Below are 26,604 nucleotides of genomic sequence, written 5' to 3'. Positions count from 1 at the left end.
TCCACCCATGAGCGCCGTCTACCCCGAACAGGGCAGTACGACTTGGCAACATAATGCGAATTTCACTAACTCTGTGTATACCGCAGAGACGAAAAAACGCGTTGCACATGCTCCTTAGAAAGGAGGTGATCCAGCCGCACCTTCCGGTACGGCTACCTTGTTACGACTTAGTCCTAATTACCAATCCCACCTTCGACAGCTCCTCCCCTTGCGGGTTAGGCCACTGGCTTCGGGTGTTACCGACTTTCATGACTTGACGGGCGGTGTGTACAAGGCCCGGGAACGTATTCACCGCAGCGTTGCTGATCTGCGATTACTAGCGACTCCGACTTCATGAGGTCGAGTTGCAGACCTCAATCCGAACTGAGACCGACTTTTTGGGATTCGCTCCACCTTGCGGTATTGCAGCCCTTTGTATCGGCCATTGTAGCATGCGTGAAGCCCAAGACATAAGGGGCATGATGATTTGACGTCATCCCCACCTTCCTCCGAGTTGACCCCGGCAGTCTCCTTTGAGTTCCCACCATTACGTGCTGGCAACAAAGAACGAGGGTTGCGCTCGTTGCGGGACTTAACCCAACATCTCACGACACGAGCTGACGACAACCATGCACCACCTGTTTACGAGTGTCCAAAGAGTGAACTATTTCTAGCCCGTTCTCGTATATGTCAAGTCTTGGTAAGGTTCTTCGCGTTGCATCGAATTAATCCGCATGCTCCGCCGCTTGTGCGGGCCCCCGTCAATTCCTTTGAGTTTTAGCCTTGCGGCCGTACTCCCCAGGCGGGGAACTTAATGCGTTAGCTGCGACACAGAAACCGTGGAATGGCCCCTACATCTAGTTCCCAACGTTTACGGCATGGACTACCAGGGTATCTAATCCTGTTCGCTCCCCATGCTTTCGCTCCTCAGCGTCAGTAACGGCCCAGAGATCTGCCTTCGCCATTGGTGTTCCTCCTGATATCTGCGCATTCCACCGCTACACCAGGAATTCCAATCTCCCCTACCGCACTCTAGTCTGCCCGTACCCACTGCAGGCTGGGGGTTGAGCCCCCAGTTTTCACAGCAGACGCGACAAACCGCCTACGAGCTCTTTACGCCCAATAATTCCGGATAACGCTTGCACCCTACGTATTACCGCGGCTGCTGGCACGTAGTTAGCCGGTGCTTTTTCTGCAGGTACCGTCACTTTCGCTTCTTCCCTACTAAAAGAGGTTTACAACCCGAAGGCCGTCGTCCCTCACGCGGCGTTGCTGCATCAGGCTTGCGCCCATTGTGCAATATTCCCCACTGCTGCCTCCCGTAGGAGTCTGGACCGTGTCTCAGTTCCAGTGTGGCCGGTCACCCTCTCAGGCCGGCTACCCGTCGTAGGCTTGGTGAGCTATTACCTCACCAACTACCTGATAGGCCGCGAGTCCATCCTTGACCGAAATTCTTTCCAGCTCCTAGCCATGCGGCTGAAGCTCGTATCCGGTATTAGACGTCGTTTCCAACGCTTATTCCAGAGTCAAGGGCAGGTTACTCACGTGTTACTCACCCGTTCGCCACTAATCCACCAGAGCAAGCTCCGGCTTCATCGTTCGACTTGCATGTGTTAAGCACGCCGCCAGCGTTCATCCTGAGCCAGGATCAAACTCTCCATAAATGTTTGATTGCAACCACAAGCAAGCTTGCAGAAGCACATCTTGTGTCACCCGCACCCGGAATAGGGTGTCGAGGCAACAAGTTTGAAACTGACAGAACAAATCAATACTGACTTGCTTTGTTGTTTATATCTTTTTCCAAAGGAATCCGCTGCATAAACGAAACTGTTCTGATTAGAACAATTCCCATAAACACAGTCGGGTTTTTGGCATTTGACATTGTGCACGCTGTTGAGTTCTCAAGGATCGGACGCTCCTGACCTCCACCGCAAAACGGCTTCACCCCAGGGCTTTCAAAACCTGTGTTGGCAACCCCCGCCGAAAGCGGAAGGCAACCTGTCTAACTTACCAGCTTCACCGCGCTTGTCAAACCAGCAATTCCGCACCAGAACGGCACACAACAACTGACCAACACGCGAATAAAGCGGGAACATCCAACGACCCGATACCGAAACCTACAAGAGGAATTCCGCTACCCGACCGGACTAAAACTATAACAGATTTAGAGGATGGTGGCCCCCACTTGAGGCCGGAAACCTAGCAGCAGAACTGCCCGGGACTTCCGCACCTTTGGGGTGACAAGAGGAAACATTACGTGCATTCCAGCCCCCTCGCCAACATCACACTCATCCCGGGCGTGTCGCATCATGCTCACGCGAAACGCGCCGCGAGATGATGGTTGCACGCGAGCGGAGGGTGTAGTCCATGGCCCGTCAGTCTCGGCGTGCCTTGTGCTCGAAACAGCTACTCAGTTGCGCGGAACTACGTCATAGACAACGTGCGCAAATTGACCAACCGCTTTCGCTGATGCCAACCGAAGACGATCCGACCCCAGCACTCGGGGGAACAGGGGTGCCCCGGCAACCAGCGTGGCCGGAGCAAACGAGACTGAAATCTGGTCAAGAGCATCAGCCTCCAAGAACTGTGCGGCCAGGTCTCCCCCACCCACTAACCAGATGTCACCGTCGCCAGCCGCTTCGCGAATCGTTGGCAGAGCATCCGTCACGCTGCCACTAACGAAACGTACATCGGCGCCTTCAGGAACGGGGAGAGTGCGGGTGGTGAACACAAAGGTCGACTTCTGCCCGAAGAATTCGGTCCATTTATGCGGCTGCGCCATCAGATTTTCGTGTTCGAGCACCCACTCATAGGTGGTCGCCCCTTCAACCATCACCGTGGCTGTCGGAGCCACAGCGGGTGTTTCATCAGCATCAACCGCAAACAACCACTCGAGAGAGTGAGACTCATCGGCGATGAAGCCGTTGAGAGTGGATGCGGTTTCGAAGAGTATGCGGGACATGCCGTCAGGCTACGCGCACCGTGCGACAGGGGCATCTCAACTGACTTGGAGATACAGCTCTGGCGAGTAGGCGCTCGCTCGGCCTGGAGCGAGCGGGAGCACTGAAGCTCCCGGAAGCTACGGTGCTAAAACGCCAACGCCTTAGGACGTGACGAAGATTCCCGCGAGAGTCTTCTTGCCGCGACGGAGAACCGCCACGTTTCCGGCCAGAAGATCGCTGCCGACCGTCGCTTGGTCATCCGCTACCGCAACATTGTTGAGGTAGACACCGCCCTGCGAGATTGCTCGACGCGCTTCGCTCGCGCTCGTCACTAGCTTGGTGTCGACGAGTAATTGCACGATCGTCACCTCCGCCGCTGTCTCGACGTGCGCAAGTTCGCGCAGCGCCGCAGCAAGAGTGTCTGCATCCAGCGACGTCAACTCGCCTTGACCAAAAAGCGCAGCCGAAGCAGCAATTGCCGCCTCCGTTGCGGCGCGGCCGTGCACGAGAGACGTGACTTCGTACGCGAGCGTCTTCTGAGCTTCGCGCCTAAACGGCGCCTCGGCCACCGCGGTCTCGAGAGTGCTGATTTGTTCGCGCGACAAGAACGTGAAGATTTTCACGCGCTCAATGACATCCGCATCATCCGTATTAAGCCAAAACTGGTAGAACGCGTACGGGCTCGTCATGTTCGAGTCAAGCCAAATGGCGTTCCCCTCGCTCTTGCCGAACTTGGTGCCATCCGAGTTGGTGATGAGCGGCGTACCAATGGCGTGAACGCTCGCGCTTTCAGCCTTGTGGATGAGGTCGCTACCACTGATGAGGTTGCCCCACTGGTCGCTGCCACCGGTTTGCAACACGCAGTCATAGTTGCGGTAGAGCTCCAGGAAGTCCATGCCCTGCATGACTTGGTAGCTGAACTCGGTGTAGCTGATGCCGGCGTCACTGTTGAGACGCGCGCTCACCGCATCCTTTTTGAGCATCGTACCGACACGGAAGTACTTGCCGACATCGCGCAGAAAGTCGATCGCGCTCATGGGCGCTGTCCAGTCGAGGTTGTTCACCATGCGCACAGCGTTGTCGCCCTCGGTGCTCAAAAACTTGGAGACCTGAGCCTGCAAGTAGCTGACCCACTCGGCAACGGTGTCGTTGTCGTTGAGCGTGCGCTCTGCTGTGGGACGCGGGTCGCCGATGAGGCCGGTCGCTCCCCCGACGAGTCCGAGAGGTTTGTGGCCGGCCAGCTGAAGACGGCGCAGTAGAAGCAGTTGAACGAGGTTGCCCAAGTGAAGGCTGGGTGCCGTGGGGTCGAATCCGCAGTAGTAGGTGATGGGGTCACCGTCGAGAAGCTTCTCAAGCGCATCCGCATCGGTGGAGACGTGCACGAGGCCACGCCAAGTGAGTTCTTGCCACAAGCTCTCGAAAGAGCTGTCGTTGCTTTGAGTACTGAGGGATTCTGATGCTGTCGCTGACACATCATTAACCGTAGTACCTAATAGCGGGGTGGTGAGAGCAGCGAGAGTGGTGGCATCCACAATGCTGAGGCACTGATTGTGGGGAATCAGGCTTGTGGGCCTGATGTTGAGGAATCAATGCTGTAGCCTTTAGGTATGTTTGTATCACAGCGGACCAACGAAACAGCCGCAGCAGCCCGGATGCCGTAGCGCAAACCCTGCAGCACATCAACGCCGAGCGCACAGATGACCTCGCCCTGCCCGCCGAACGCACCGCCGGAGACGAAGCCCAGATGCTGCTGACCTCGGCGCAGGCTGCTCTTGACATCACTCTTGAACTGACCCGCACGGAACAGTGGAGCGTGGGAATCGGGATCGGAGCGGTGCCGCTCCCCTATGGAACCAATGTGCGCGCGACCAGCGGACGCGCTTTTCTCGCCGCCCGCGATGCCATCGATCGCGCCAAGAAGAGTCCAGCCAAATGCGCCGTCGAGTCCGACCCCGCCAGCGCACTTGCCCGCGACATCGAACCGCTCCTCGAACTGCTGATTCTGTTGCGCAACCGGCGCACCGCCAACGGCTGGGAACTCTACGACCTGCTCAGCACCGGCATCACTCAAGCGGATGCCGCTGAACGCCTCGGTATCTCGCCACAATCCGCCAGCCAGCGCGCGCTCGTCGCCGGATTACGCACAGAAGAAGACGCCGTTCGGGCTCTTGCAAACCTGCTCGACAGAGCACACAGTGGAGTAGTAACCGACAACGCGCTCAGCGCAGAGAAAGGCACGTCATGATCGGCTGGTGGATCGCGGTACTCGTTCTCACAATAGGAGCGATTGGTGCATCCATGATTGCGGCCCGCACCGACAAGTACTGGCTCGCCACCGTCTCGCTGCTGCCCGTCGGAATCGCCCTCATCCTGGGATCCACCGGAAACCCTTTACCCGGTGATGTTGCTGGGCTCGTGATCTTGCTCAGTGCAGCCCTCGTCGCCCTCGCGACAATTGCGGGCAGCCCCCTCGTGGCACTCGTGCTCTCGCTTGCCTCGTATCCGGCACCCCGCGGCGAGCACGGCGGCATCCTCGTGATCGACGCCGACTCGCCCCTGCCCGAACGTGAAATTCTGCGCGGTGGAACCACGATCGGTTACCTTGAGCGCTTCGCCTTCATTGCCTCGTTCATGGTGTGGCAGCCCGGCGCTATTGCTGTCATCGTCGCCATCAAAGGACTGGGTCGCTTCGCCGAATTGGAGAACGCGGCCGCGCGCGAGCGATTCATCATCGGCACTCTCGTGAGTCTGGTGTGGGCCGGGCTGTGCACCGCGGCATTACTCGTCGGACGCTAAACCCGCTTGCGGCTTTTCTCCCTACGGCTGCTGCTTTGCGCTGTCGCCGAGCGGCTCAGGAGGCCGCGGTTTCTCGACCCACGTCACGAGCACCACTGACACGATCATCAGCAGGAGCCACGAACCGAGCTTGGCGATCGATACGAGCTCCCAGCCGTCCGACTGATTCGGGTAAACCCACGCGTTCGACCAAGTCGCCACATTTTCGGCGATCCAAATGAAGATCGAGACCAGCACGAAAGCTACGAGCACCGGCATCCGGAATCGCACCCGTGAAACTCTGACGTGCATGACCGTTCGCCACCAGACCACCGCGATCGCCGCAAACAGAAACCACCGGGCATCAACGATGAAGTGATGGCTGAAAAAGTTGATGTAAATCAGCGTGGCCAGAATCGCCGTGATCCAGCGCCGGGGGTAGCGATCGAAGCGGAGCTCGAAAAGGCGAAATACGCGCACCATGTACGACCCGACCGCCGCGTACATGAAGCCGCTATAGAGCGGGACGCCGAAGATGTGCAGCACGCCGTCGCCCTCGTACGTCCAGGATCCGGCATCCGTTTTGAAGATCTCCATCACCGTGCCCACAATGTGGAACAGGATGATCACCCGCAGTTCGCGCAGTGTCTCCAGCTTGAAGACCACCATGAGAATCTGGATCGCGAGTGCCGCGAGCACCAAAAAATCGTTGCGCGCGAGGGCCGCCGACTCTGGATACCAGAGGCGAGTGAGCACGAGAACCGCGAGTAATGCTCCCCCGAACACGCAGGCCCACGCTTGCTTGAGCACGAACACCGTGAACTCGACAGCCCACGTGCGGAGGCGCGGCGACGCCGCGCTCGTGCTGGCGGATTGCGGGTTCGCGGCCGCACCGCGCACCCTGTCGAGACGCCGATGCGCCCACTCATCAATCCGCTGCTCTAGCGGTGTGAACCGGGCCATTAGCTGCGCTTGCGTTTCACCGCGGCACGATACGGAGACACGCTCGGCTCCCCCGGAATCCAGAAGCGCCACGGGTACTGGTCGGTGCCGCCATCGCCCGCGACACCCGTGCGCGGACCAGCCCTAAACGGAGATTGCGATTGAGGCAGCTCTAAGCGGACGCGACCCGATTTGAGGTTGGTGCCGGCGTCATCCAATCGGATTCCCAACGCCACCGCGAGACGGGCGGGGCCCATCGCGAGGTCAGCCGGTTTCTTGGATGTTGCGCGGCGTTCAGCCGCGACATCCATCCCCTCGATCACCTCACCAGCACGCAGCAGAATTCCTGAGGCAACGCCCTCGGGCATACATACGACGTTCGCGCACGTGTGCATTCCGTAAGTGAAGTAGGTATAGAGATGGCCAGGTGGCCCGTACATCACAGCGTTTCGTTTGCCCGGTCCCCGAAATGCGTGGGAGCCAGGATCGACCTCGCCCAGATAGGCCTCGACCTCGGTGAGCCGTACTGCGACATCACCGACGCGCACGACAGCACCCAACAAAAGCGGAGCAACCTCAGTCGCCGGCCTGCTGAGCAGCTCGAACACGTCTAGCTGAGAACCTGCGGATCGAGAGCCGCCGCGAGCACGCGAACACGCCCGGTGAGCTCCGCACGCTGCTCGGCAACGCGTACCGGAGCAGTTCCTCCGACACCGGCACGGCTCGATACCGAGCCTTCCACCGTGAGCACCGCACGAACATCGCCCGTGAGGCGCGGCGAAATCGCGGCATAGTCGTCATCCGACGGCTCATGAAGCTCAAGCGAGTTGTCTTCACAGAAGCGCACGAGGGAACCGCTGATTTCGTGAGCCTCACGGAAGGGAACGTGCTGACGTACGAGCCAATCAGCAACATCGGTCGCCAACGAGAAGCCTTGAGGTGCAAGCTCAGCCATGCGCTCAGTGTTGAAACGCAACGTTGCCACCATGCCGGTGAACGCCGGCAACAGCACTTCGAGAGTTTCGACCGAGTCAAACACGGGCTCTTTGTCTTCCTGCAAGTCGCGGTTGTACGCGAGCGGCAGCGCCTTGAGCGTCGCCATCAAACCCGTGAGGTTACCGATCAGGCGACCAGACTTGCCCCGAGCAAGCTCAGCAATGTCGGGGTTCTTTTTTTGGGGCATGATCGACGACCCCGTGGAATACGCGTCATCGAGCTGCACGAAATCGAACTCGCGCGTGTTCCAAAGAATGATCTCTTCGCTGAGTCGCGAAATGTCGATGCCGAGCTGCGCAGTAATGAACGCGAACTCTGCCACGACATCCCGGCTCGCGGTGGCATCGATCGAGTTTTCGGTGGGGCGAGCAAGCCCCAACTCACGAGCAACCAGCGCGGGGTCGAGCCCCAACGTGCTGCCCGCAAGCGCGCCAGAACCATACGGCGAGGTGGATGCGCGAACTTTCCAGTCACGCAAGCGCTCGAGCGTTCTCACCAGAGGCCACGCATGCGCGAGCAAATGATGCGCGAGTAGCACTGGCTGCGCATGTTGGAGGTGGGTACGACCCGGCATGATGGCCGCATCGTGCTTCTCGGCCTGCGCCACAATGGCGTCAATCAAGTCGACAACCATGGCGGAAATCGCGCCAGCATGGTCGAGCAGGTACATCCGCACGAGAGTGGCGATTTGATCGTTGCGGCTGCGGCCAGCACGGAGTTTGCCTCCGACCTCAGCACCCGCCCGCTCGATGAGCCCACGCTCGAGAGCGGCGTGAACGTCTTCCTCTGACTCAAGGGCGGTAAAACTGCCATCGGCAACGGCTGCACTCAACGATGTCAGGGCATCCGTCATCGTTTCGAGTTCTCCGTCATCGAGGTACCCCGCGGCCGCGAGCGCCTTAGCGTGCGCTCGCGAACCGGCGAGGTCGTACTGCGCAAGCTGCCAGTCAAAGTGAGTTGATTTGCTCAATCGGGCAAGCTCGGGTGAAGGGCCACTTGCGAAGCGGGCTCCCCAGAGTTGTCCCTCACCAGTTTCGGCAGAGTGCGCCATGATTAGCCCTGCTTTGCGTCGCGACGAGCCGAGATCTTGCTCGGCAGTGACCAGAGTTCGATGAAGCCCTTAGCGAGCGACTGGTCGAACGTGTCACCGGTGTCGTAGGTGGCAAGGCTGAAGTCGTAGAGGCTCTGCTCTGACTTGCGGCCAGTCGGTACGGCACGGCCAGCGTGGAGTGTCATGCGGATCTCTCCGCTGACGTAGCGCTGGGTGTCGTCGATGAACGCGTCGAGTGAACGCTTGAGACCTGAATACCAGAGTCCGTCGTACACGAGGTTCGACCATTCGGCTTCAACACCGCGCTTGTAGCGGGAGAGGTCACGTTCGATCGTGAGCGACTCAAGCTCTTCATGGGCGGCGATAAGAGCCATCGCGCCGGGAGCTTCGTAAACCTCACGGCTCTTGATACCGATGAGACGGTCTTCGACAACATCGATACGGCCGATGCCGTGCTTGCCGGCGAGCGCATTCATGTGCTCAACGATGGCGAGAGCCGACATCGCGACGCCGTCGATGGCGACCGGAATTCCGGCTTCAAAAGTGATCGTCACTTCGTCGGCGGGCAAACCAGCGGCAGGATCAGCGGTGTACTCGTACAGCTCTTCAATCGGAGCGTTCCACGGGTCCTCTAGGAATCCGGTCTCGACTGCGCGACCCCAGACGTTCTTGTCGATCGAGTAGGGGCTCGCGGCGGACTGGCGAATCGGAAGGTTGTGCTTTTCGGCGTAGATGATCGCCTTGTCGCGGGTGAGCGCGAGGTCCCGCACGGGAGCGATGCTCGTGAGGTCGGGCGCGAGAGCGGCAACAGCAGCCTCGAAACGAACCTGGTCGTTGCCCTTACCCGTGCAACCGTGCGCGACGCTGTCAGCGCCTAGTGCCTTGGCAGTGAGCGCGAGGTGACGCGAGATCACCGGCCGGCTGAGAGCCGAAACCAGCGGGTAACGCTTCTGGTAGAGGGCGTTTGCCTTCAGTGCGGGCATCAGGAAGTCATCAGCGAATTCGTCCTTCGCATCGATAACGATCGACTCAACAGCACCACAGTCAAGGGCACGCTGGCGGATGTCATCCATGTTTTCGCCGCCCTGGCCGACGTCAATCGCAAGTGCGACGACCTCTTTGCCCGTGGCGTCCTTGAGCCAGCCAATACCTACTGAAGTGTCGAGTCCGCCCGAGTAGGCGAGAACTACGCGTTCTGACATGTGTTTTTCTCCTTGACGTCGTGAATCAGTTTAGGGAACTACAACGGCGGCCTACACCGCCGAAAACTAGGCAGCTTGTTCGAGCAGCCAAATCATGAGGGCCTTCTGGGCGTGCAGGCGGTTCTCCGCCTCATCCCAAATGACACTCTGTGGGCCATCGATCACATCGGCCTCAACTTCATACCCGCGGTCAGCAGGCAAGCAGTGCAAGAAGATTGCGTCTGGCTTAGCGAGCGCCATCAACGCCGTGTCTACCTTGTAGGCGCCGAGGGCGGCAACGCGGGCAGCCTTCTCGTCTTCTTTGCCCATCGACACCCACGTATCGGTCACCACAACATCCGCACCGGTCACGGCTTCAGCCGCATCCGTGAGAACTGAAATCGAACCACCCGTGGATGCCGCGATCTTTTCTGCGTCAGCAACAACATCCGCCAGCGGCAGGTAATCCTCGGGGCACGCGATTCGCACATGCATTCCCGCGGTCGCGCCAGCGAGCAAGTAAGAGTGCACCATATTGTCGGCACCGTCACCGAGGAACGCAACGGTCAAGCCCTTGAGCTCGCCCTTGTGTTCACGAATCGTGAGGAGGTCGGCGAGCAACTGACACGGGTGGAATTCATCGCTGAGCGCATTGATCACGGGAACCTGGGTTCCGTGGGCCATCTCAATAAGACCCTGCTGCCCGTAGGTGCGCCAGACAATGGCGGCAACTTGACGTTCAAGAACGCGAGCTGTGTCTGAGGCAGTTTCTTTGCCGCCGAGCTGGCTATTGGCCGTCGAGATAATGAGCGGCGAACCGCCGAGGTCTGCGATACCAACAGCAAACGAAACGCGAGTGCGAGTCGATGACTTGTCAAAGATCACGGCAACAGTCTGCGGACCCTCGAGAGGCTTGCGACCCCAACGGTCTGCCTTAACCTTTTCCGCCAGATCAAGGATCTCGGACTGCTCGGCAGGGGTGAGATCATCATCGCGAAGAAAATGCCTGGTCATGATGCCTCCGTAAGTGCTTCGTTAGTTACTACGTTCAACACGGTGCTGAACGTCTCGATGAATTCGGCGATTTCGTCGTCACCAATGATCAGCGGCGGTGCAAGTCGAACCGTGGATTTATCAGGCGCATTGATGATGAGCCCGTGCTCGAGCGCAACCGCGACAATCTGCTGCGCGACCGGCTCCGCGAGACCGATTCCGATCAAGAGTCCGCGGCCGCGAAGCTCAACAATCAGCGGCGAATCGATACGCGCCAAAGCGGTGCGCAATTCAGCACCACGCGCAGCAGCGTTAGCCACCAAATCGTCGGCCTCGATCTGAGCGAGCACAGCATTCGACACAGCACAGACCAGCGGGTTTCCCCCAAAAGTGGTTCCGTGTTGACCCGGCTGCAGCAGAGCGGATGCCGCCCCAAAAGTCACGAGAGCACCAATCGGCACTCCCCCGCCCATCCCCTTCGCCAAGGTGATGGCGTCAGGAACGATGCCACTCTCTTGGAAGCCAAACCAGCTACCGGTTCGTCCGGCACCAGTCTGAATCTCATCGATGATGAGCAGCACGCCGTGCCGAGTCGTCAGTTCACGAGCAGCCTCGAGATAGCCAGCCGGGAGCTCACGGACACCCGCTTCGCCCTTGATGGGCTCCACGATGAGTGCTGCGACATCCGCCCCGATCGCAGCCTGAAGCGCGTCGATCGTCGAATCGATGTGCTCAACGTTGGGCAGCAATGGCTCGAATGGCTCGCGAAGTGCCGCCTTGCCCGTAATCGACAGCGCCCCCAATGAGCGACCATGGAACGAATCCATGAGCGACAGGATGCGTGGGCGGCCCGTGAGACGAGCGAGCTTGATCGCGGCCTCATTCGCTTCGGTGCCGGAGTTGGCGAAAAAGACTCGTCCTTCGTCACCAGCGCCGGTAATGCGCAAAAGTCGTTCCGCAAGCGCAAGCTGCGGTTCAGAGGCAAAGAAGTTGGAGATATGAAGCAGGTTCGCCTGGCTAGTGATTGCACTCACAATCGCCGGGTGATTGTGCCCCAACGAATTGACCGCGATCCCAGCAAGGAAATCCAGGTAGCGCTTGCCGTCTGAATCGAAGACTGCGCAGCCCTCTCCGCGCACGAGCTCAACCTTCGGAGTTCCGAAAGTGTTCATCATGCGGTGCGAATAGTCGTCTTGCCATGTCATGCGGGTACCACCTCGGTGCCAATTCCATCTTGCGTGAACACTTCGAGCAGAATCGAGTGCGGGGCACGACCATCGATGATGGCGGCCTTCGGAACACCGGCATCCACCGCAGCAAGACACGCGGTCATCTTGGGGATCATTCCCGACTCAAGACTGGGGAGGAGTTCGCGCAACTCATCGGTATTGATGATCGAGACGAGAGACTCGCGGTTGGCCAGTCACTGTAAAGACCGGACACGTCCGTAAGAATGACGAGCTTCGCCGCATCAAGGGCAATAGCCAGTGCCGCAGCAGCAGAATCTGCGTTGACGTTGAGCAAGCCTGAACCATCGTCTTCGATATCGCCCCCGTCTTGGGCAAGAGTCGACACCACCGGGATGCGGTCGGCAGCCAACACGTGGATCACCCGCTGTGGATCCACTTCAGTCACATTGCCGACGAGACCGAGGTCGATGCGCTCGCCCTCAATGTGCTTGATCATGCGCTCACCGATGAACAGCGAATGCTCATGACCGGCAATTCCATTGGCGAGGTCGCCGTGCTCGTTAATGAGGTCAACCAGCTCAGCACCGACCTGATCGGTCAGCACATCGCGTACGACGTCAATCGACTCTTCCGTCGTCACGCGGTAACCAGCACGGAACTCCGACTCGATACCGCGAATCTTCAGTTCCTTCGTGATCTGGGGGCCGCCACCGTGAACGATTACGGGACGAACGCCCGCAAGACGCAGATAAACCATGTCCTGCACGAACGCACGCTTCAGTTCGTCATTGATCATGGCGTTGCCGCCAAACTTAACCACAATGATGCGGTTGCGAAAACGCTTCAACCACGGGAGCGCCTCAATAAGCACTCCCGCCTTTGTCATAGCCTGCTCGTGGTCAGCGCCGTGTGTGAAAGCCGGCATCAGCTGGAGTACGCGCTGTTCTCATGCACGTAATCGTGAGTGAGGTCGTTGGTCAAAATGGTTGCTTCGGCATCGCCGGTAGCAAGATCAATCAGCACGTGAACCGTGCGTCCCGTGAGATCGACCTCGTCGCGCGAGCGATCGGGGGCACCGGCGTGGCACACCCGCACACCGTTCATCGAGACATCGACCGCATAGGGATCGAAAGCGGCATCCGTGGTTCCGATCGCCGCCAGCACTCGGCCCCAGTTAGGGTCGTTGCCAAAGATCGCTGCCTTGAACAGGTTATTGCGCGCAACCGAGCGACCAACAACCACAGCTTCGTCTTCGTTCAGCGCACCGACGACCTCAATACGGATCTCGTGACTCGCACCCTCAGCATCCGCCTGCAGCTGTTCGGCAAGATCGCTGCAAATCTGGGTGAGAAGAGCGGAAAACTCTGCCGCTCCCGGCGTAACACCCGAGGCGCCCGACGCCATCACGCTGACCTGGTCGTTCGTCGACATGCAGCCGTCAGAATCGAGACGGTCAAAACTCACCCGGGTAGCTTCGCGCAGTGCATGGTCGAGGTCGGCAGCGGCGATAGCGGCGTCAGTAGTGATAACCACCAGCATTGTCGCAAGCCCCGGCGCGAGCATCCCGGCTCCCTTAGCCATACCGCCAACCGTGTAGCCAGTGCCGGTAACGACAGAAGTTTTGGGCTTACTGTCGGTCGTCATGATGGCTCGGGAGGCATTGTCACCACCATCAGCGCTGAGCTCCGCTGCGGCTGCCGTCATTCCGGCAAGCACCTTGTCTTGCGGCAGGGGCTCGCCAATAAGGCCGGTCGAACAGACGAGGATGTCGCCAGCAGAGGTACCGAGCATCTCGGCAACATGCTCAGCAGTCGCGTGTGTCACCTGGAAACCCTGCGGCCCGGTGAAACAGTTCGCTCCACCCGAGTTGAGAGCAATGGCCGAAACTACACCATCGTCGATGACTTGCTTCGACCAGATGATTGGATGCGCTTGAGCGCGATTGCTCGTGAATACGGCGGCGGCGTCGAAACGCGGCCCTCGGTTAACCACCAAGGCAACGTCGAGGCCGCCACTGGCCTTGAGCCCAGCTTCAACTCCGGCTGCTTCGAATCCTGCGGCTGATGTGACACTCATGGTGCAACTCCGTCCAGCGCGAGGCCGAGGGTTTCGTCGAGCCCCAACGCAATATTTGTCGATTGAATAGCGGCGCCTGCGGTGCCTTTAACAAGATTGTCGATCGCGCTGACGACGACGACGCGACGCGTAACTTCGTCGATAGCGAGCCCGATTAGTGCTGTGTTCGCGCCCAGAGTGTCTGCGGTGCGAGGGAACGCGCCCTCCGGCAGCACATGAACGAACGGTTCGTCGGCATACGCCGTCTCCCACGCTTCGCGCACTTGAGCGGCAGTGACGCCGTCGACCAACTTGGCCGTAGACGTCGCCAAAATTCCGCGCGACATCGGAACCAGCATTGGCGTGAACGAGACCGAGACCGATGAGGCCCCCGCCACCTTCAGGTTTTGAACGATCTCGGGAGTATGACGGTGAGTACCGCCAACGGCATAGGCCGAAGCCGAACCGATCATCTCGCTCGCCAGCAAGTTCACTTTCAAACTCTTGCCGGCGCCCGACGGGCCAACGGCAAGCACCGAGACGATGTCTTCTGCCTCGATCAGAGAAGAGCGGATGCCGGGAGCCAGCGCCAAAGAAATTGCCGTCACGTTGCAGCCAGGGACCGCAATACGCTTCGAACCGACAAGGGCTTGACGTTGGGTGCCCCCTGCGGCGTGCAGGAGTTCGGGCATCCCGTAGTCCCAGGCACCGAAGAACTCGCCACCGTAGAACGCCGCCCAGTCTTTCTCACTAGTGAGGCGGTGGTCTGCGCCACAATCGACAACCAGAGTGTCTGGACTGAGTTCAGCCGTCAACGCTCCTGACTTGCCGTGCGGAAGCGCAAAAAAGACAACATCGTGCCCGGCGAGCACCGACGGCTCAGTCGGTTGAAGCACAAGGTGTGCGAGTGACCGCAAATGCGGCTGCACGTCGATGAGACGCTGACCCGCGTTACTAAACGCGGTCACGGTTCTGACATCGAACTCAGGATGGGTGGACAGGAGGCGAAGAAGCTCGCCACCGGCATAACCGCTGGCACCGGCCACGGCGACCGAAATTGACATGGAATTACCTTCGAGGTGGGTTCGGAAACGAGAACACTTGCGGCGGCGAATCACACAACCTCGTGGGTCGTGGCAATACTCCGCCTATCGTCGCTCGTCAGCCCCGCGGAGAACCGGCGAAGACGGCACCACAAAGCTCAGCGAGAATCGCTGGCTGCAAGTGCGGAAGTCGGTCACATTTCTAGGATAGTGCCCAGACACCGGCGCAGGCTAATCGATATTCTGAGTGCAGCGGGTCCTCGCTCGCATATTTTCCCCCGAAGGAGCACAGATGTCTGACCTCGATGGCCTACTAAAACTCATTCCCATTGCTGACATCGCCAAGAAACTTGGTATCGATGAGCAACTTGCTGAAAGTGCAGTGAAGCAAGTTGTTCCGACGCTCATCGGCGGAATGGCCGCCAACGCACAGGACGACGCCGGTGCGCAATCGCTAGAAAAAGCCTTGACCACGCACGGCAAAAAAGCTGCCAGCACAACCGTCAACGAAATTGACACCACCGACGGCGCAAAGATCGTCACCAACGTGTTCGGTGGAAAGCAGAACGACGTTGCTTCCGCAGTTGCCAAAAACAACAGCGACGACAACGTCACGAGCGAGCTCATTAACAAGCTGCTGCCGCTCCTCGCCCCCATCGTCATTTCTTGGGTCGGCTCACGATTCCTTGGCCAGAAAACGGCATCCTCGACAGCTGCAGAATCACCGTCATCGACTGCCGGCGGGATCGGCGGTCTACTCGGGGGCCTGCTCGGGAACGCTGGCGGTCAAGACCTCATTGGCGGTCTCATCGGTGGACTTCTGGGCGGTGGAAAGCGCTAAGCGCGCTACTCGCGAAGCTCAGCGCCGACGCGTTCGCGGGCAAGGCCCACTGCCGCGTTTTTTGCGTCTGTTGCTTCAGCCTGAGTGAGTGTTCGATCCGCTGCACGGAAGCGGAGCGCAAAGGTCAGCGACTTATGTGCTTCCGCGATTCCTGCGCCACGGTAGTCGTCCACTAACCGCACGCTCTCGAGAAGGGGGCCAGCACCCTCGCGAATGATCGCAAGTAGCTCACCAGCCTGGGCCGATTCAGAGACGACTAGTGACACATCTTGCGTCGCCGCGGGGAATGAGACGATCGGCATAGCCACAACATCGGTCGTTGCGCCGTCGATGAGAGCGCTCAGGTCGAGTTCCAGTACCGCGACAACACGAGGAAGATCAAGCTCAAGGGCCAACGCCGGCAACAACTCGCCAGCGTAACCAACAACCTGATCTCCGACGCGCAGCTCTGCAGTGCGGCCCGGGTGCAGCGCCTGATGGCTACCCGTCACAACATCGATCTCAATGAGCATTGTCGCGGCCAGATGTTGCACCGTTGCCAGTGCATCCGTTAGGCCGCGCGAAACGGCTTGCTGCCCAGGTTGGCGCGTGATCGCATCGCCAACAAACAACGCTGCGACGTGCCACGGCTGTGCCGGAACACTCGAATGCAACTCAGAGAGCGCGGCTTCAGTGGGCAATTCGTCGCCAACGGGCAGATCGCCGCTACCGTACGCCCGACCTGCCTCAGGCAAAAACACCGTTCCGACCTCGAAGAGTGCGAGATCTGTCAGGCCGCGCGAAACATTACGATGAGCGATGGCAGTGAGGCCCGGCAGCAGCGAACGTCGCAGGGATGCCGCATCCGGATCTAAAGCGTTAGCGAGCGTAATCGCGGCAACTCCCCCTGCAGTCGGAGAACCAAAAAGATCGTTCGACGCTTGCGAAATAAAGGGGTACGCCAGGACCTCGGTGAGACCGGACGAGGCCAAGCTGTTTGACACCGTGCGCCGCAGTCGCTGCGCACGCGTTAACCCGCGCCCGGGAGGAGCCACTGGGAGCACCGAAGGGATGCGGTCGTAGCCCACAATGCGGGCTACTTCTTCGGCGAGCGTAGTTTTGTCGTCGAGATCAGGGCGCCAGCTTGGTGGGATAACGCTCCAGCCAGTTTCGGTAACCGTGACTGTCGTGCCGATTGCGGTCAGCGAATCCGTTATCTCGTCCGACGAATAGCGCACGCCGATGAGGCCCTCAATATAGGCCTCCGGTAGTTCGATAGCCAGCGGGTTGTGTGCTGCCGGCACATCGCTACCGAGAGCGTCAACTGTTCCGCCACCCAACTCCACCAACAACCCGACGACGCGCGCCGCAGCAGCAGGGGCCACAAGCGGGTCGACACCGCGCTCGAACCGACGAGAGGCCTCGCTTCCGAGCTTATGACGACGGGCACTTCGAGCGATCGAAACTGGCTCAAAATTGGCCGCCTCGATGAGAACGTTTGTGGAAGCATCCGTAATCTCGGTACTCGCACCACCCATCACTCCGGCCAAGCCAATCGGGCCAGAGTCGTCGGTAATAAGCAGATCTTTGGAATCAAGAGTGCGCGTCTTGTCGTCGAGGGTGGTGAGCGTCTCCCCCGCACGCGCGCGACGCACAGTCAGCCCGCCCGCTACACGGTCGAGATCGTAGGCGTGAATCGGCTGCCCGAGTTCGAGCATCACGTAGTTCGTAATGTCGACCGTCAACGAGATCGAGCGCATGCCTGCGAGCGTCAAACGCGAAATCATCCACGATGGCGTCGGCTTGGTTACGTCAACATTGCGCACAACACGGGTGGTGAAGGCCCGCACCCCAGCACGACCACGAATTGGCGTCTCGTCGTCGATGACCACGGAATAGCCGCTGGCTTCGGTGACCGTCGGAGCGTCTGCCGGGTCGGAGAAGGTCGCCCCCGTCGAGAGAGCGAACTCGCGTGCAATGCCGCGGATCGACATGGCATAGCCGCGGTCCGGCGTGACGTTGACTTCGACAGCGAAGTCGTCGAGTCCGAGCAATTCGATAGCGCTCGTACCGGGTTCGGCGTCGATTCCCAACGTCGAGAGCACGAGGATGCCGTCGTGCTCATCTCCGAGACCAAGTTCGCGAGTCGACGCGATCATTCCGTCGGAGACGTGACCATAGGTCTTGCGTGCCGCAATCGGAAACGGTCCGGGAAGTACTGAACCGGGAAGAGTAACCACGACTTTGTCGCCGACAACAAAGTTGTGGGCGCCACACACGATACCGCGCGGTTCAGCTTCGCCGACATCCACTTGACACCAATTAATGGTCTTGCCGTTGGACTGGGGTTCGCCAACGAATTCAAGAACTTGGCCAACAACGATCGGCCCAGACAATTCGAAACCGTGAACGTCTTCTTCTTCAAAGCCGACTTTGACGAGGGCAGCATGAACCTGCTCGTGCGTGATGTCTGCGGGGAGCTCAACGAATTCCCGCAACCAACTCATGGGAACTTTCATCAGACCACCATTCCGAACTGCTGGGAGAAGCGAATATCGCCCTCAACCATGTCTCGCATGTCATTCATCTCATTACGGAACTGGAGCGTGCGCTCGATTCCCATACCAAAAGCAAAGCCCTGGTATTCGTCGGGATCGATCCCGGCGGCACGCAACACGTTCGGGTTAACCATTCCGCAGCCGCCCCACTCAACCCAGCGTGCACCACCCTTGGCGTTGGGCTGCCACACGTCCATTTCAGCGCTGGGCTCGGTGAACGGGAAATAGTTGGGGCGCAGGCGAATCTGGGCGCCCTCGCCGAACATCGCGCGAGCGAGGTGCTCGAGCGTGCCACGGAGGTGAGCCATCGTGAGGCCCTTGTCGATTGCGATGCCCTCCAACTGGTGAAATACGGGCGTGTGAGTCGCATCGAGTTCGTCGGTGCGGAATACACGACCGGGGGCAACGACGTACACGGGCAGCGGTCGCTCAAGCAGCGAGCGAATTTGCACAGGGCTCGTGTGCGTGCGCAGCAGAAGGTGCGAGTCAACGGGATCGATGAAGAACGTGTCTTGCATCGCCCGCGCGGGGTGATCCTCATCGAAGTTGAGGGCGTCAAAGTTGAACCACTCGTTCTCGAGTTCGGGCCCCTCAGCGACTTCCCACCCCATTCCCACGAACAGGTCACTCATGTGTTCCATGAGCAGGCTGAGCGGATGCCGGGCTCCCTTGACATAGCGAGTGGCAACTGCGGTGACATCCACAGCTTCGGCTTCAAGCTTCGCCCGTTCTTCGGCAACCGCCAAAACAGCCTCGCGCGCACCAAAGGCGCCGTTGACGCGACCGCGTGCGCCACCGATGAGCTTGCCTGAGGCGGCTCGGTCAGCGGGAGGAACATTCTTCATTTCGGCGTTCAACGCCGCCAGCGGCGATGACTCACCGAGGTGTGCGGTGCGTACCGCTTTAAGGTCGGCCATTGTCGCCGCGGATTCAATGGCAGCCAACGCTGCATCAACCGCTGCGGTTACCGCTGGTTCTGTGATCGGGGTGGGTTCAGACACAAGAACCGAGTTTAGCGGAAACCCTCACTGCCATCCGCGTCCGAAGGAGAGCTACCAGTGCGAATTGCCGGCTTCTCCATGCTGACTGCCACCACGAGGCATCGTGATCGCACGAGTACCTTCAGCGCCGGGAATTTTGGGGGCCTCAGGCGTGATCTTTCCCAGCTTCGGTCCGCTGCGCTTTGCGGCATAGCGAGCGATGTACGACAGCGTCAGGTTCATCACCAAGTAGATGACAAAACCGACCGCAAACAGAGTGAAGAGGTAGCGGCTACCGTAGAAATTCTGAAGGTTCTTGATCGTGCGCGCTAGCTCTGGATACCCCACGACGTAGGCCAGCGACGTGTCTTTGAGGAGCACAACAAGCTGCGCAAGAATAATCGGCAGCATTTGGCGGAACGCCTGCGGGAACTCAATGAGGAAGCGAGTCTGAAGCGAGGTTAGCCCAACCGAGAGTCCGCCTTCTCGTTGCCCCTTGGGCAATGAGACGATGCCGGCGCGCAATGCTTCACCAATGATCGCACCGTTATAAATCCCCAGTCCGAGGACTCCAGCCCAGTAGCTCCCCGTCGAGAAAAGGAGGAAGACGAACAGAATCAGAAGAAGAAGCGGCATTCCTCGAAACAGCTCGAGAAGAATCGAGGTGGGTACTCGTATCCATTTGGATGCCGCTGTGCGGCCAAACGAAAACAAGATTCCGACGACGATTGCGAGAATAGCGGCAGCCCCTGCCATACGGAGTGTGTCTACGACACCTCCACCAAATGCACCCCAGACTTCGGGATCACTCAGAATGTCGAGTCGTGACTCGTCGAACATGCCAGGCTGCTCGGCACCGTTTGCGCTAACTCGAGGAGCCGCGAGAGTGAAAAATACCCACGCCAAACCCGCCAAAATAGCGACAGCGCTAATCACTGAAGCGATTGTCGAATTGCGCCGGGTCTTAGGACCGGGGGCATCGTAGAGAACAGTCATGCTCATCGCAGCACCATAACCTTCTTCTCGATCGCTCCGGCTATGAGGCCGAGCGGGACAGTAATGGCGAGATAGAGCGCCACAGCGTAAACCAGGGTGAGCACGACGACGTCACCGTTATCTCGCGCGGCTGCGTAGGTCGCTTTGAAGAGTTCGTTGACGAAGAAGATTCCGGCAACTGACGTGTTCTTCGTGAGAGCAATAAAGACGTTGATCAATGGAGGAACGACCATTCGCCCAGCCTGCGGCAGGATGATCAGCCCTACAGTTTGGGTGAAGCCCATGCCGATGCTTCGGGCGGCTTCAGCCTGTCCGACTGGCACGCCGTTGAAACCAGATCGCACGGCCTCGGCAACAAATGGTGACGTGTAGAGAGTCAGTCCGAGCACTGCGAGGAGGAAGAAGTCTGAGCTCACTCCCAAAATTGGAAGGACGTAGGCGCAGAAGAATAGGACGAGGAGCAACGGGATATTGCGCAGTATCTCCGTATATATGGTTGCGAACAACCGCAACGCGGGTACCGGCGAAATTCGCATCGTTGCGATAACGATCCCGAGAACAAAAGCCCCCAGACCGGAGATGCCCAGAAGAGCCAGCGTCAGCAGAAAGCCTTCCATATAGAGCGGCGTAATGTCGACAAGGGCGTCGATCGCATTGGAGATGACGTCCATCCGGGCCTCCTGATAATTAAGTGATCGTGACGTGAAAGGTGCCCACCTGCGTTAGCCGCAGGTGGGCACCGGTGACACTAGTTGCTGTAACGGTCTACAGCGGGAGGGGTCGGAAGCTTCAGGACCTTGCCTGCAGTTTCTTCCCAAGCGCTGTCCCACGTGCCATCGTCGTACGAGCCCTCAAGCACGTCGTTGATGTAGTCGCGGAAGGCGTCGTCATCGTGACCGAGACCGATGCCGTAAGGCTCTTCGGTGAACGGGTTGCTGAGAACTTCGAACTCGCCGGCGTTCTGGTCGGCAAGTCCAGCCAAGATCACGTTGTCAGTCGTGACAGCAACAACTGTGCCGCTACGAAGCGGCTCAAGGCAGTTCGAGTACGTGTCAGTGGTGATGAGGTTGACGCCGTACTCAGCAATGTTTTTCTCTGAGGTCGAGCCAGCAACACTGCAGACGTCCTTGCCTGCGAGGTCCTCGGGGCCTGAGATGCCCTCGGGGTTACCTTCGAGAACGAGGATGTCCTGGCCAGCGTTGTAGTACGGGCCAGCGAAGGAGATAACTTCCTTGCGCTTGTCGTTGATCGTGTAGGTAGCGATGACGATGTCGACGGTGCCGTTCTCAATGAACGTCTCGCGGTTTGCAGAAACCGTTTCAACCCATTCGATGTTGTCTTCGCTAATACCGAGCGATGCAGCAATGATCTTGCCAATTTCGACGTCGAAACCGACAGGTTCGCCCGACGGACCCTTGAGGCCGAACAGCGGCTGGTCGAACTTAGTACCGATGGTGATCTTGCCAGCGTCGGCAAGGTCAGCCATGGTGGTTCCTGCTTCGAACTCAGGAACAACGATCTCGGGGTCAGTGGTACCGGTACCGGTGTCTGCTGCACACGCGCTCAAGCCCAGGAGGCCGGCAAGCGCAATAGCAGAGATCGATAGGCCTTTTTTGAGCCTCATATTTTTCTCCTTATGCTGTGGTGAAATTACCCGCTGTTTTAGTGAGTAAGGATTTTTGAGAGGAAGTCTTGCGCCCTCGGAGATTGGGGGTTCGTGAAGAACTGCTCAGGCTCTGCCTCTTCAACAATTTCGCCATCCGCCATGAAAATAACGCGGTCAGCTGCCTTGCGCGCGAAGCCCATTTCGTGAGTCACAACGAGCATCGTCATGCCATCCTTGGCGAGCTGCACCATGACATCGAGCACCTCGTTGATCATCTCGGGGTCAAGAGCAGAGGTTGGCTCGTCCAGCAGAATGATCTTGGGGTCCATCGCTAGCGAACGTGCGATTGCGACACGTTGCTGCTGACCACCAGAAAGTTGAGCGGGCATCTTGGATGCCTGATTGGCGATTCCCACGCGATCGAGAAGCTCCATCGCGTGCTTGTCGGCCTCGGCCTTGCCGAGCTTGCGCACGCGGCGTGGGCCGAGCGTGACGTTCTCAAGGATCGTCTTGTGGGCAAAGAGGTTGAACGACTGGAACACCATGCCCACGTCTGCACGCAACTTGGCGAGTCCTGCTCCCTCTTCGGGAAGCAACTTGCCATCGATGGTGATCGTGCCGTCATCGATAGTTTCGAGACGGTTGATGGCACGACACAACGTGGACTTTCCGGAACCACTTGGCCCGATTACGACCACCACCTCGCCACGATGAATCGTGGTTGAGATGTCTTTGAGCACGTGCAGCTCACCGTAATGTTTGTTGACATGGTCAATTACGACCAGAGGTTCACCGCTCTGTGCTGCCATATGGCAAGACAACCACACGCGTGCAAGAACGGTCAAACGGCACGCCTAGATGTAACACGCTCGTGACACAGATCAGCGGCTACGTTGCGAAAATGCACTTTCGTAGAGGCAGACCGAGGCGGCAGTTGCCAAGTTCATTGACTCGGCGTGGCCATAAATCGGTACCGAGATGACCCAATCCGCCAGCGCGTAGTGCTCATCGGTGAGACCGCGAGCTTCGTTACCAAACAACCAAGCGGTCGGATGATCGAGCACTCCCTCTGTGCGGGCAGCAAGCAAATCACCACCCTTGACATCGGCGGCGATTACGCGAAGGTCAGCGCCCTTGACTCGTTCCAGAACATCTTCCAGCTCTACGCCTACCGCGACCGGGAGGTGGAAGAGTGAACCGGTAGTGGCGCGCACGACCTTGGGATTGTAAAGGTCGACGCTTCGACCAGTGAGAATGACACCATCGGCACCAGCAGCATCCGCGGCACGAATGATTGTGCCCGCATTGCCAGGATCGCGAACCTCTTCGAGGATCGCAATGAGTTTAGGGCCACCCGAAAGCATGTCTTTTACCGATGTCGGAAACTGGCGACAGACCGCAATAACGCCCTGAGGAGTTACCGTGTCGGCCATCGTCTCGATCACTTGCTCAGTGACAAACTCAATCTCAATGCCGGCTTCTTCTGCCGCCCGCGCGAGCTCAGTGTGACGCTCAAGCGCAGTGGGGGTGGCATAAAGCTCAACGAGGAGCTCGGGCCGATAGTTGAGGGCTTCAGCAACTGACTGCGGCCCTTCTAAGAGGAAAAGGCCAGTCTCAGCCCGGGCACTCTTCTTTTCAAGTTTGGCCACAGCTCTTACGCGTGGTGAGCGCGGGTTATCAATCACGTCGCCAACCCTAGACTCCCCCGGCACAGAAACGAGAAACGGCACGCTGTGCTGACCAAAATGGACAGTACAGCGTGCCGTTGCACGATGTGTGGTGCGACTACTTACGCAGCCGAACGCGGTGCTGAAGTGTCAGCAGGAAGTGCAGCCTTAGCGGTTGCAACCAACGACGCGAACGTAGCGGGCTCGGTGACCGCAAGGTCAGCGAGGATACGACGGTCGACCTGCACACCAGCCAGGTTCAAGCCCTGGATAAGACGGTTGTACGTGAGACCGTTTGCACGCGATGCAGCGTTGATGCGCTGGATCCACAGACGACGGAACTCACCCTTGCGGGCGCGACGGTCGCGGTATGCGTAGACGAGCGAGTGAGTAACCTGCTCCTTGGCCTTGCGGTAGAGACGCGAACGCTGTCCGCGGTAACCCTTTGCGCGTTCGAGAATAACCCGACGCTTCTTGTGAGCGTTTACCGCCCTCTTAACTCTTGCCATGATGTATTTCCTAAACCCTTACTTACCGAGAAGCTTCTTGATGGTCTTGGCGTCCTGCGGGGCCAGAACCTGATCCTGGTTGAGCGAGCGCTTGCGCTTTCCGCTCTTAACCTCGAGGTTGTGTCGCATACCAGCCTGCTGCTTCATGACCTTGCCGCTACCGGTGATCTTGAAACGCTTCTTGGTGCCTGAGTGCGTCTTCTGCTTAGGCATCTTTCTCCTCTTTCTCTGGAACTTCTGCCTCACGAGGCTTCTTGTTAGCAACCTTGCGGGCCTCGGCTTCAGCCTTCGCTGTCGCCTTGGTCTTGTGTGGGCCAATAATCATGACCATGTTGCGACCGTCAATTGTCGGGGTTGATTCGATTGAACCGAACTCCGAGACATCTTCGGCAAACTTCTGAAGCAAACGCACACCCTGATCGGGGCGCGACTGCTCACGACCACGGAACAAGATCATTGCTTTGACCTTGTCGCCGCCCGCGAGGAATCCCTCGGCGCGCTTGCGCTTAGTTTCGTAGTCGTGCGTGTCGATCTTCAAACGAAAACGAACCTCTTTGAGGATCGTGTTCGTCTGGTTACGACGAGCTTCTTTCGCCTTCTGCGCCTCTTCGTACTTAAACTTGCCGTAATCCATGATCTTGGCAACGGGAGGCTTGGAGCTGGGAGCAACCTCAACCAAATCAAGATCTGCCTCTTGGGCGAGCTTGAGGGCGACGTCTATAGAGACGACACCGACTTGTTCACCGGCGGGTCCGACAAGACGGACCTCAGGGACTCGGATTCGGTCGTTGGTACGGGGATCGCTGATGCGTGTTCTCCTTACAGTTCGTGGTGCTTTTCGAAAACGCAGAACGTTTCACAAAATGCAGTTCGGCGGATGCCGTGGCACGAAAGAGGATCGTCACGCAGCTAATGCTGCATCACCCTTTAAAGCTGCAGGTAAACATCCGGAACAACGCGAGGATCAGCGAACTAATCACACGTACTGCACCGCAAGCGAACCATGCGGGGTGTAACTACCCGGTAACCTTGTATGCGGTTGACAGGTGGGAGAATCTCCACTTTCGTATCCGGGGCGAGCCCCGGGCCTGCATCAGGATAGCAGAGCTAACCCCAATAAGCGAAGGACATCATGAGCGAGTTCACCAATGACGACGTCAACGAAGCACGAGACATCTCTGAGGTACCGGCGGTCGAGGTAATTAATACCGTTGCCGTGCACATGCTCAGCGCCACCGCAGTAAAGCTAGGACTTTCAGATGGCCCAGACGCTGAAGCAGAAAAAGACCTCGATGAAGCCCGAAAACTCATCAACGCTCTAGCTGGCTTTGTCACCGCGGCAGCCCCTGAGATTGGCAACCATCACGCACGACCGCTTCGAGACGGACTGCGTTCACTTCAGCTGGCGTTCCGCGAAGCGTCAACCTTCCCGGACGCACCGGGACAGGGTCCGGGCGAAAAATGGACCGGGCCCGTCAACTAAGCCCGCTGCGATTCGCGTGCCGTGCGTTGGCGTGCTTTGGCGTGCGTTGGCTAGATAATTAGCTAGCGTCAGCGCTCGGCGCACGGACGACTTGCACGGCCAAGGAGTCGACTGATTGTGCAATGAGTTCAGATAACGCCCAACGCTCCCGGAGGCGATCCATGGTGGCATCGAGAGCCCCACGGTCGAGCCCCGGGCGCATGGCGATCTGAACCACTAACTCTGGCCCGTGCAACCGTGCGCCGGGATCCCCCGGCAGCAGTTGCACCTCAGCAACGTCGTCTACATCTGCCGCCGACGCTGCGAACTCGTCACGAACATCCACGCGCAAATAGCTTGGAATCCACGCTGTCGACTGCGCGATGGCCCAAAGTGCCGGCCGGCGGATCACGAACTCACTATCGCTGAGGGGGTCAATGATCACGAGGTCAGTATTTTCGCTCGCGGCCGCAAGCGCGACGCGGGTACCAGCTGCTGGCACTGGCCGGGCTTCTGGGTTCCACTTGCTCATGGCGCTGACGGAACTGAATACCGGCAACACGGCACGGCCGTCCGGGCCCGTCACCGTAACAATTGACAACTCTTGAGTCTTATCAATCGTGAGGCCAGCATCGCTGGTCGCCGTCTCTCCCGCTCGAGCGAGCAACGGGATAAGGAGGCGAGATTCCCGAACGACATCGATCACGTCGGTCTCAGCGGCATCCCCTTGATGAAAACGGGTAATGGTAGCCATCAACTTTGGCGGAGCGGTGCCGTCATCATCGGGGGCCGGATTGGGATCGAATGACCGACCCTCCCAAGGAGTGCCAGCCGAGTCAGTGGAATTCATTTCAGCACC

25 protein-coding genes, 1 rRNA gene and 1 pseudogene are annotated in these 26,604 nt (G+C 58.8%); 4 read left to right on the top strand and 23 right to left on the bottom strand.

Annotation, left to right across the window (positions count from 1 at the left end):
• Positions 1–118: 118 nt before the first annotated feature.
• From ON14_RS11460 to tyrS, 3 genes are all read right to left on the bottom strand, one after another.
• Positions 119–1,643: ribosomal RNA gene (locus tag ON14_RS11460) — 16S ribosomal RNA — on the bottom strand.
• Positions 1,644–2,389: 746 nt separating this feature from the next.
• A complete protein-coding gene (locus ON14_RS11455) occupies positions 2,390–2,941 on the bottom strand; it encodes a dihydrofolate reductase family protein (RefSeq protein ID WP_010205264.1) in 552 nt (183 codons plus the stop codon).
• Positions 2,942–3,082: 141 nt separating this feature from the next.
• Entirely contained in the window at positions 3,083–4,393 is a 1,311-nt protein-coding gene (gene tyrS / locus ON14_RS11450; RefSeq protein ID WP_026037696.1) for a tyrosine--tRNA ligase, read from the bottom strand.
• Positions 4,394–4,665: 272 nt separating this feature from the next.
• Here tyrS and ON14_RS11445 point away from each other — a divergent pair, with 272 nt between their 5' ends.
• Together ON14_RS11445 and ON14_RS11440 are read left to right on the top strand one after the other, a co-directional pair.
• A complete protein-coding gene (locus ON14_RS11445; protein WP_010205239.1) occupies positions 4,666–5,166 on the top strand; it encodes a hypothetical protein in 501 nt (166 codons plus the stop codon).
• Positions 5,163–5,717 (top strand): hypothetical protein, encoded by a 555-nt coding sequence (locus ON14_RS11440; RefSeq protein WP_010205238.1) that lies wholly within the window; start codon positions 5,163–5,165, stop codon positions 5,715–5,717. Before ON14_RS11445 ends, ON14_RS11440 begins: the two co-directional genes overlap by 4 nt.
• Before the next feature lie 21 nt (positions 5,718–5,738).
• On the opposite strand, the gene ON14_RS11435 is transcribed toward ON14_RS11440, so the two are convergent.
• The 9 genes and pseudogenes from ON14_RS11435 to argC form a co-directional block, all read right to left on the bottom strand.
• Positions 5,739–6,659: a DUF817 domain-containing protein gene (locus ON14_RS11435; protein WP_010205237.1), complete on the bottom strand. Its 921-nt coding sequence runs from the start codon at positions 6,657–6,659 to the stop codon at positions 5,739–5,741.
• Entirely contained in the window at positions 6,659–7,246 is a 588-nt protein-coding gene (locus ON14_RS11430) for a DNA-3-methyladenine glycosylase (protein ID WP_010205236.1), read from the bottom strand. Before ON14_RS11430 ends, ON14_RS11435 begins: the two co-directional genes overlap by 1 nt.
• A 2-nt stretch (positions 7,247–7,248) precedes the next feature.
• Positions 7,249–8,685: an argininosuccinate lyase gene (gene argH / locus ON14_RS11425; protein WP_010205233.1), complete on the bottom strand. Its 1,437-nt coding sequence runs from the start codon at positions 8,683–8,685 to the stop codon at positions 7,249–7,251.
• A 2-nt stretch (positions 8,686–8,687) separates the two neighbouring features.
• Positions 8,688–9,887, bottom strand: a complete 1,200-nt coding sequence (locus tag ON14_RS11420) for an argininosuccinate synthase (RefSeq protein ID WP_010205232.1) — start codon at positions 9,885–9,887, stop codon at positions 8,688–8,690.
• A 66-nt stretch (positions 9,888–9,953) separates the two neighbouring features.
• On the bottom strand, positions 9,954–10,880 hold the full coding sequence (gene argF, locus ON14_RS11415; RefSeq protein ID WP_010205231.1) for an ornithine carbamoyltransferase: 927 nt from the start codon (positions 10,878–10,880) through the stop codon (positions 9,954–9,956).
• On the bottom strand, positions 10,877–12,064 hold the full coding sequence (locus ON14_RS11410; RefSeq protein ID WP_010205230.1) for an acetylornithine transaminase: 1,188 nt from the start codon (positions 12,062–12,064) through the stop codon (positions 10,877–10,879). The genes argF and ON14_RS11410 overlap by 4 nt, the downstream gene beginning before the upstream one ends.
• A pseudogene (gene argB / locus ON14_RS11405) lies at positions 12,061–12,974 on the bottom strand (acetylglutamate kinase). The gene ON14_RS11410 and the pseudogene argB overlap by 4 nt, the downstream one beginning before the upstream one ends.
• Positions 12,974–14,125 carry a bifunctional glutamate N-acetyltransferase/amino-acid acetyltransferase ArgJ gene (gene argJ / locus ON14_RS11400; RefSeq protein ID WP_010205227.1) on the bottom strand — a complete coding sequence of 384 codons (1,152 nt, stop codon included), beginning with the start codon at positions 14,123–14,125 and terminating at the stop codon, positions 12,974–12,976. The pseudogene argB and the gene argJ overlap by 1 nt, the downstream one beginning before the upstream one ends.
• A complete protein-coding gene (argC, locus tag ON14_RS11395; protein WP_010205226.1) occupies positions 14,122–15,168 on the bottom strand; it encodes an N-acetyl-gamma-glutamyl-phosphate reductase in 1,047 nt (348 codons plus the stop codon). The genes argJ and argC overlap by 4 nt, the downstream gene beginning before the upstream one ends.
• Before the next feature lie 271 nt (positions 15,169–15,439).
• On the opposite strand from argC, the gene ON14_RS11390 reads away from it, so the two are divergent.
• Positions 15,440–15,988, top strand: a complete 549-nt coding sequence (locus tag ON14_RS11390) for a DUF937 domain-containing protein (RefSeq protein WP_010205225.1) — start codon at positions 15,440–15,442, stop codon at positions 15,986–15,988.
• 5 nt (positions 15,989–15,993) lie between these two features.
• Here ON14_RS11390 and pheT read toward each other — a convergent pair whose 3' ends face one another.
• From pheT to infC, 10 genes are all read right to left on the bottom strand, one after another.
• Entirely contained in the window at positions 15,994–18,486 is a 2,493-nt protein-coding gene (gene pheT / locus ON14_RS11385; protein WP_010205224.1) for a phenylalanine--tRNA ligase subunit beta, read from the bottom strand.
• Positions 18,486–19,526: a phenylalanine--tRNA ligase subunit alpha gene (gene pheS, locus ON14_RS11380; RefSeq protein WP_010205223.1), complete on the bottom strand. Its 1,041-nt coding sequence runs from the start codon at positions 19,524–19,526 to the stop codon at positions 18,486–18,488. Before pheS ends, pheT begins: the two co-directional genes overlap by 1 nt.
• Positions 19,527–19,577: 51 nt before the next feature.
• Positions 19,578–20,507 carry an amino acid ABC transporter permease gene (locus ON14_RS11375; protein ID WP_010205222.1) on the bottom strand — a complete coding sequence of 310 codons (930 nt, stop codon included), beginning with the start codon at positions 20,505–20,507 and terminating at the stop codon, positions 19,578–19,580.
• Positions 20,504–21,172 carry an amino acid ABC transporter permease gene (locus ON14_RS11370; RefSeq protein WP_010205221.1) on the bottom strand — a complete coding sequence of 223 codons (669 nt, stop codon included), beginning with the start codon at positions 21,170–21,172 and terminating at the stop codon, positions 20,504–20,506. Before ON14_RS11370 ends, ON14_RS11375 begins: the two co-directional genes overlap by 4 nt.
• A gap of 77 nt (positions 21,173–21,249) precedes the next feature.
• A complete protein-coding gene (locus tag ON14_RS11365) occupies positions 21,250–22,125 on the bottom strand; it encodes a glutamate ABC transporter substrate-binding protein (protein WP_010205220.1) in 876 nt (291 codons plus the stop codon).
• Between the two features lie 38 nt (positions 22,126–22,163).
• Entirely contained in the window at positions 22,164–22,916 is a 753-nt protein-coding gene (locus ON14_RS11360; protein WP_010205219.1) for an amino acid ABC transporter ATP-binding protein, read from the bottom strand.
• 72 nt (positions 22,917–22,988) lie between these two features.
• The gene (locus ON14_RS11355; protein WP_026037692.1) at positions 22,989–23,792 is read right to left on the bottom strand and encodes a TrmH family RNA methyltransferase; all 804 of its coding nucleotides are present in this window, start codon (positions 23,790–23,792) and stop codon (positions 22,989–22,991) included.
• Between the two features lie 104 nt (positions 23,793–23,896).
• A complete protein-coding gene (rplT, locus tag ON14_RS11350) occupies positions 23,897–24,283 on the bottom strand; it encodes a 50S ribosomal protein L20 (RefSeq protein ID WP_009771944.1) in 387 nt (128 codons plus the stop codon).
• 18 nt (positions 24,284–24,301) lie between these two features.
• On the bottom strand, positions 24,302–24,496 hold the full coding sequence (rpmI, locus tag ON14_RS11345; RefSeq protein WP_010205217.1) for a 50S ribosomal protein L35: 195 nt from the start codon (positions 24,494–24,496) through the stop codon (positions 24,302–24,304).
• A complete protein-coding gene (gene infC / locus ON14_RS11340) occupies positions 24,489–25,091 on the bottom strand; it encodes a translation initiation factor IF-3 (protein ID WP_081503561.1) in 603 nt (200 codons plus the stop codon). Before infC ends, rpmI begins: the two co-directional genes overlap by 8 nt.
• A 324-nt stretch (positions 25,092–25,415) precedes the next feature.
• Between infC and ON14_RS11335 the strand changes: the two genes are divergently transcribed.
• On the top strand, positions 25,416–25,766 hold the full coding sequence (locus ON14_RS11335; protein ID WP_010205215.1) for a DUF1844 domain-containing protein: 351 nt from the start codon (positions 25,416–25,418) through the stop codon (positions 25,764–25,766).
• 58 nt (positions 25,767–25,824) lie between these two features.
• On the opposite strand, the gene ON14_RS11330 is transcribed toward ON14_RS11335, so the two are convergent.
• Positions 25,825–26,595 (bottom strand): SseB family protein, encoded by a 771-nt coding sequence (locus ON14_RS11330; RefSeq protein ID WP_010205214.1) that lies wholly within the window; start codon positions 26,593–26,595, stop codon positions 25,825–25,827.
• Positions 26,596–26,604 lie beyond the last annotated feature (9 nt).

The sequence above is a fragment of the Salinibacterium sp. PAMC 21357 genome, from assembly GCF_000247645.1.
Classification (GTDB): Bacteria; Actinomycetota; Actinomycetes; order Actinomycetales; family Microbacteriaceae; genus Rhodoglobus.
This window is presented reverse-complemented; position numbering and strand designations above follow the sequence as displayed.

Coding starts and splice junctions, on each gene's coding strand:
- ON14_RS11455 (WP_010205264.1), bottom strand. CDS start 2,941: ATGTCCCGCATACTCTTCGAAACCGCATCCACTCTCAACGGCTTCATC.
- ON14_RS11445 (WP_010205239.1), top strand. CDS start 4,666: ATGCTGCTGACCTCGGCGCAGGCTGCTCTTGACATCACTCTTGAACTG.
- ON14_RS11440 (WP_010205238.1), top strand. CDS start 5,163: ATGATCGGCTGGTGGATCGCGGTACTCGTTCTCACAATAGGAGCGATT.
- ON14_RS11435 (WP_010205237.1), bottom strand. CDS start 6,659: ATGGCCCGGTTCACACCGCTAGAGCAGCGGATTGATGAGTGGGCGCAT.
- argH (WP_010205233.1), bottom strand. CDS start 8,685: ATGGCGCACTCTGCCGAAACTGGTGAGGGACAACTCTGGGGAGCCCGC.
- ON14_RS11420 (WP_010205232.1), bottom strand. CDS start 9,887: ATGTCAGAACGCGTAGTTCTCGCCTACTCGGGCGGACTCGACACTTCA.
- argF (WP_010205231.1), bottom strand. CDS start 10,880: ATGACCAGGCATTTTCTTCGCGATGATGATCTCACCCCTGCCGAGCAG.
- ON14_RS11410 (WP_010205230.1), bottom strand. CDS start 12,064: ATGACATGGCAAGACGACTATTCGCACCGCATGATGAACACTTTCGGA.
- argJ (WP_010205227.1), bottom strand. CDS start 14,125: ATGAGTGTCACATCAGCCGCAGGATTCGAAGCAGCCGGAGTTGAAGCT.
- argC (WP_010205226.1), bottom strand. CDS start 15,168: ATGTCAATTTCGGTCGCCGTGGCCGGTGCCAGCGGTTATGCCGGTGGC.
- ON14_RS11390 (WP_010205225.1), top strand. CDS start 15,440: ATGTCTGACCTCGATGGCCTACTAAAACTCATTCCCATTGCTGACATC.
- pheT (WP_010205224.1), bottom strand. CDS start 18,486: ATGAAAGTTCCCATGAGTTGGTTGCGGGAATTCGTTGAGCTCCCCGCA.
- ON14_RS11375 (WP_010205222.1), bottom strand. CDS start 20,507: ATGAGCATGACTGTTCTCTACGATGCCCCCGGTCCTAAGACCCGGCGC.
- ON14_RS11370 (WP_010205221.1), bottom strand. CDS start 21,172: ATGGACGTCATCTCCAATGCGATCGACGCCCTTGTCGACATTACGCCG.
- ON14_RS11365 (WP_010205220.1), bottom strand. CDS start 22,125: ATGAGGCTCAAAAAAGGCCTATCGATCTCTGCTATTGCGCTTGCCGGC.
- ON14_RS11360 (WP_010205219.1), bottom strand. CDS start 22,916: ATGGCAGCACAGAGCGGTGAACCTCTGGTCGTAATTGACCATGTCAAC.
- rplT (WP_009771944.1), bottom strand. CDS start 24,283: ATGGCAAGAGTTAAGAGGGCGGTAAACGCTCACAAGAAGCGTCGGGTT.
- rpmI (WP_010205217.1), bottom strand. CDS start 24,496: ATGCCTAAGCAGAAGACGCACTCAGGCACCAAGAAGCGTTTCAAGATC.
- ON14_RS11335 (WP_010205215.1), top strand. CDS start 25,416: ATGAGCGAGTTCACCAATGACGACGTCAACGAAGCACGAGACATCTCT.
- ON14_RS11330 (WP_010205214.1), bottom strand. CDS start 26,595: ATGAATTCCACTGACTCGGCTGGCACTCCTTGGGAGGGTCGGTCATTC.